At 72.3% G+C, this 2,686-nt stretch carries 3 protein-coding genes and 1 pseudogene; 3 read left to right on the forward strand and 1 reads right to left on the reverse strand.

Going from position 1 to position 2,686, the window contains the following annotated elements:
* A pseudogene (locus ACWFR4_RS48330) lies at positions 1-364 on the reverse strand (UDP-N-acetylglucosamine--N-acetylglucosamine transferase); the annotation flags it as partial.
* A 166-nt stretch (positions 365-530) separates the two neighbouring features.
* Here ACWFR4_RS48330 and ACWFR4_RS48335 point away from each other — a divergent pair.
* The 3 genes from ACWFR4_RS48335 to ACWFR4_RS48345 form a co-directional block, all read left to right on the forward strand.
* The gene (locus tag ACWFR4_RS48335) at positions 531-944 is read left to right on the forward strand and encodes a BlaI/MecI/CopY family transcriptional regulator (protein ID WP_453658307.1); all 414 of its coding nucleotides are present in this window, start codon (positions 531-533) and stop codon (positions 942-944) included.
* Between the two features lie 31 nt (positions 945-975).
* Positions 976-1,965 (forward strand): M56 family metallopeptidase, encoded by a 990-nt coding sequence (locus ACWFR4_RS48340; protein ID WP_453658309.1) that lies wholly within the window; start codon positions 976-978, stop codon positions 1,963-1,965.
* 135 nt (positions 1,966-2,100) lie between these two features.
* Positions 2,101-2,686: ATP-binding cassette domain-containing protein (locus ACWFR4_RS48345; RefSeq protein WP_453658311.1), on the forward strand; the 586-nt coding region annotated here is incomplete at its 3' end.

A 2,686-nucleotide genomic window follows, 5' to 3' on the forward strand; every position in this document is an offset into this window, starting at 1 on the left:
GCATGCGGTCCTCGGCGCTGCGCAGCAGCGCCCTCGCCAACGGTCCGCCACCACCCGCGCGTTCGGTGCTCCGGTAGACCCGCTGGTAAGCCCAGGGGGCCCGGACCAGCATCCGGTGGTAGCCGTCCCGGACGAGCGGCCCCATCCGGGCGGGCAACAGGTCCAGCAGATCGAACCGGTCGACGGTGAGGCCGTGGGCGGTGAGCCGACGGGCCAGTTCGGCGGCGGCACCGTCGTGGCCAGCGCCGATGCTCGCCGAGACGATCGCAATGCGCTCGGCCTGTGCCGTGGCCGACGCCGGTTCGGGGCGCAGGGTGGCGGCCGCCAGGGCACGCAGATGCACCGAACTTCCGAGGTAGGGCATGGGGCTCGTTCCTCCGCAGGTGGAGTGGGGCGGTCGAACTCTACAACATGTAGTAGGTCGGCTCGTACGAGATGTAGTAGTTCCGCTGACGGGGGTCCCACCCCGCTTCCTACAAGCCGTAGTAGCTCCCGGTAGGCTGGGGTGCCGAGCGGGAAGGCGGTGGACGGTGCACGACCGGAAGAGCGAGGAAAGCGGCGGGGCGACCGGCAGAAGGGCACGCGGGGAGCTGGAGAGTGGCGTGCTCGCCGCCCTGTGGGCCGCTGACCAGCCGCTGACCGCACGGCAGGTCCTGGAGCGGCTGCCTGGGGACCTCGCCTACACGACGGTGCTGACGATCCTGTCGCGCCTGCACGACAAGGGCATGCTCGTACGGCACCCCGCGGGCCGCGGATACGCCTACGCGCCCGTCCGGGACGAGGCGTCCGAGACCGCCGTGCGGATGCACAGCCTTCTGGAGCGCGGCTCGGACCGGGAGGCGGTGCTCACCCGCTTCGTGTCCGAACTGTCCCAGGAGGACGAGCAGTTGCTGCACCGCCTGCTGGGCGAGCAGGACGCCGGGCGCGGCGCCGACGGGCGGTAGGCCGGTGACGATCAGCGTCTACATTCCCCTCGTGGTGACCGTGGTCCTCGCGGTGCTCGCGCCCCGGGCGGCACGGCGACCGGCACCGAGGCACGCGGCCTGGTCCCTGGCGTGTGCGGCGCTCGTGACGGCGGCCGGCTGGCTCGGTTCACTGGCCCTGCTGGCGTTCACCGGGTTCGCGCAGATCCCCGAGGTCGCGGAGGAGGGCCACTGGTCAGTGGCTGCCCTGCGTGCCGAGGACCCGGTCTCCTTGGCTGTCGCGGCCGTCAGTGCCCTGGCTCTGGCGGCGGGAGTCGTGTCGCTGCCAGTCGCGGCCGTACGACAGATCCGCCATGTCCTGTGGGCCCGGCGGGAATGCGGCCGGATGCCCGGAGACTCCGAGCTGGCCGTGCTCGACGACGAGACTCCGCAGGCGTTCGCGCTGCCCGGCGTCCCCGGACGGATCGTGGTCTCCCGCGGAATGCTGCGCTGCCTCAGCGACGGAGAACGCGAGGCCCTCCTGGCGCACGAGCGGGCCCATCTCCGTCGCCGCCACCACCTCTTCCAGGCTGTCTGGCGACTCACGGCTGCCGTCAATCCGCTGTTGCAACCGCTGGCCGAGGCAGGCGGGTTCGTACTGGAGCGGTGGGCCGACGAGGAGGCCGCGGCCCACGTCGGCAGCCGTACGGTCGTCGCCCGCGCCGTTGGACGGGCGGCTCTCGCCTCCGCCGGCGCATCCCGCCCCGCTGCCCTGGCCGCGACCGGCGGGGCGGTGCCCCAGCGGGTGCGGGCCCTGCTGGCCCCGCCTCCCCCGCGCCGCACCCTGCCGTTCGTGGCGGGCGCCGTCCTGCTAACCCTGTGCTGCGCCGGCCTGGCCAACGCCGCCTCGGACAGCGAGAGCCTGGTCGAGAGCGCGGAGCGGGCCCAGTGTGCCGTCGACGCAGGGACGCAGGGCGCAGCGCGGACGAGCCACTCACCGCGGCGGCCGGACGCCTGCTGCGACCACCACGGAGCCGGCGAACACGGAAGACACCGCAGGTAGACGCGTAGTACCGCGGTACCACGTGCCCCTCGGTTTCAGCCTCCTGGTACCACAGGATCGGGGTGATTCGGTGCTTAGCGTTGCCGGTGAGGTGTCGCAGGCGACGGACGCCGCAGGCCGAGAGGAAGAGCGCGAATGATCGACGCACGGCAGTTGACCAAGCGGTACGGCGAGAAGACGGCCGTCGACGGGCTGGACTTCGTCGTGAAGCCGGGCACGGTGACAGGCTTTCTGGGACCCAACGGCGCGGGCAAGTCCACGACCATGCGCATGATCGTCGGCCTCGACGCTCCGACGAGCGGCTCCGTCACCGTGAACGACCACCACTATGCCCGCCACCAGGCACCTCTCCAGGAGGTCGGCGCCCTCCTGGAGGCGAAGTCGATCCACCCGGGCCGCTCCGCCTACAACCACCTCAGGGCCCTCGCGCTGACCCACGGCATTCCGGGCCGCCGGGTCGACGAGGTCATCGACCTCGCCGGCCTTGGCAGCGTGGCGAAGAAGCGGGCCGGAGCCTTCTCCCTCGGGATGGGCCAGCGGCTGGGCATCGCGGCGGCGCTGCTGGGCGATCCGCAGACGGTGATGCTCGACGAGCCGGTCAACGGGCTGGACCCGGAGGGTGTGCTGTGGGTGCGTGGCCTGTTCCGGCGGCTGGCCGCCGAGGGCCGCACGGTACTGGTCTCCAGCCATCTGATGCGCGAGATGGAGCACACGGCAGAGC

The sequence above is a fragment of the Streptomyces sp. NPDC055140 genome (assembly GCF_053607285.1).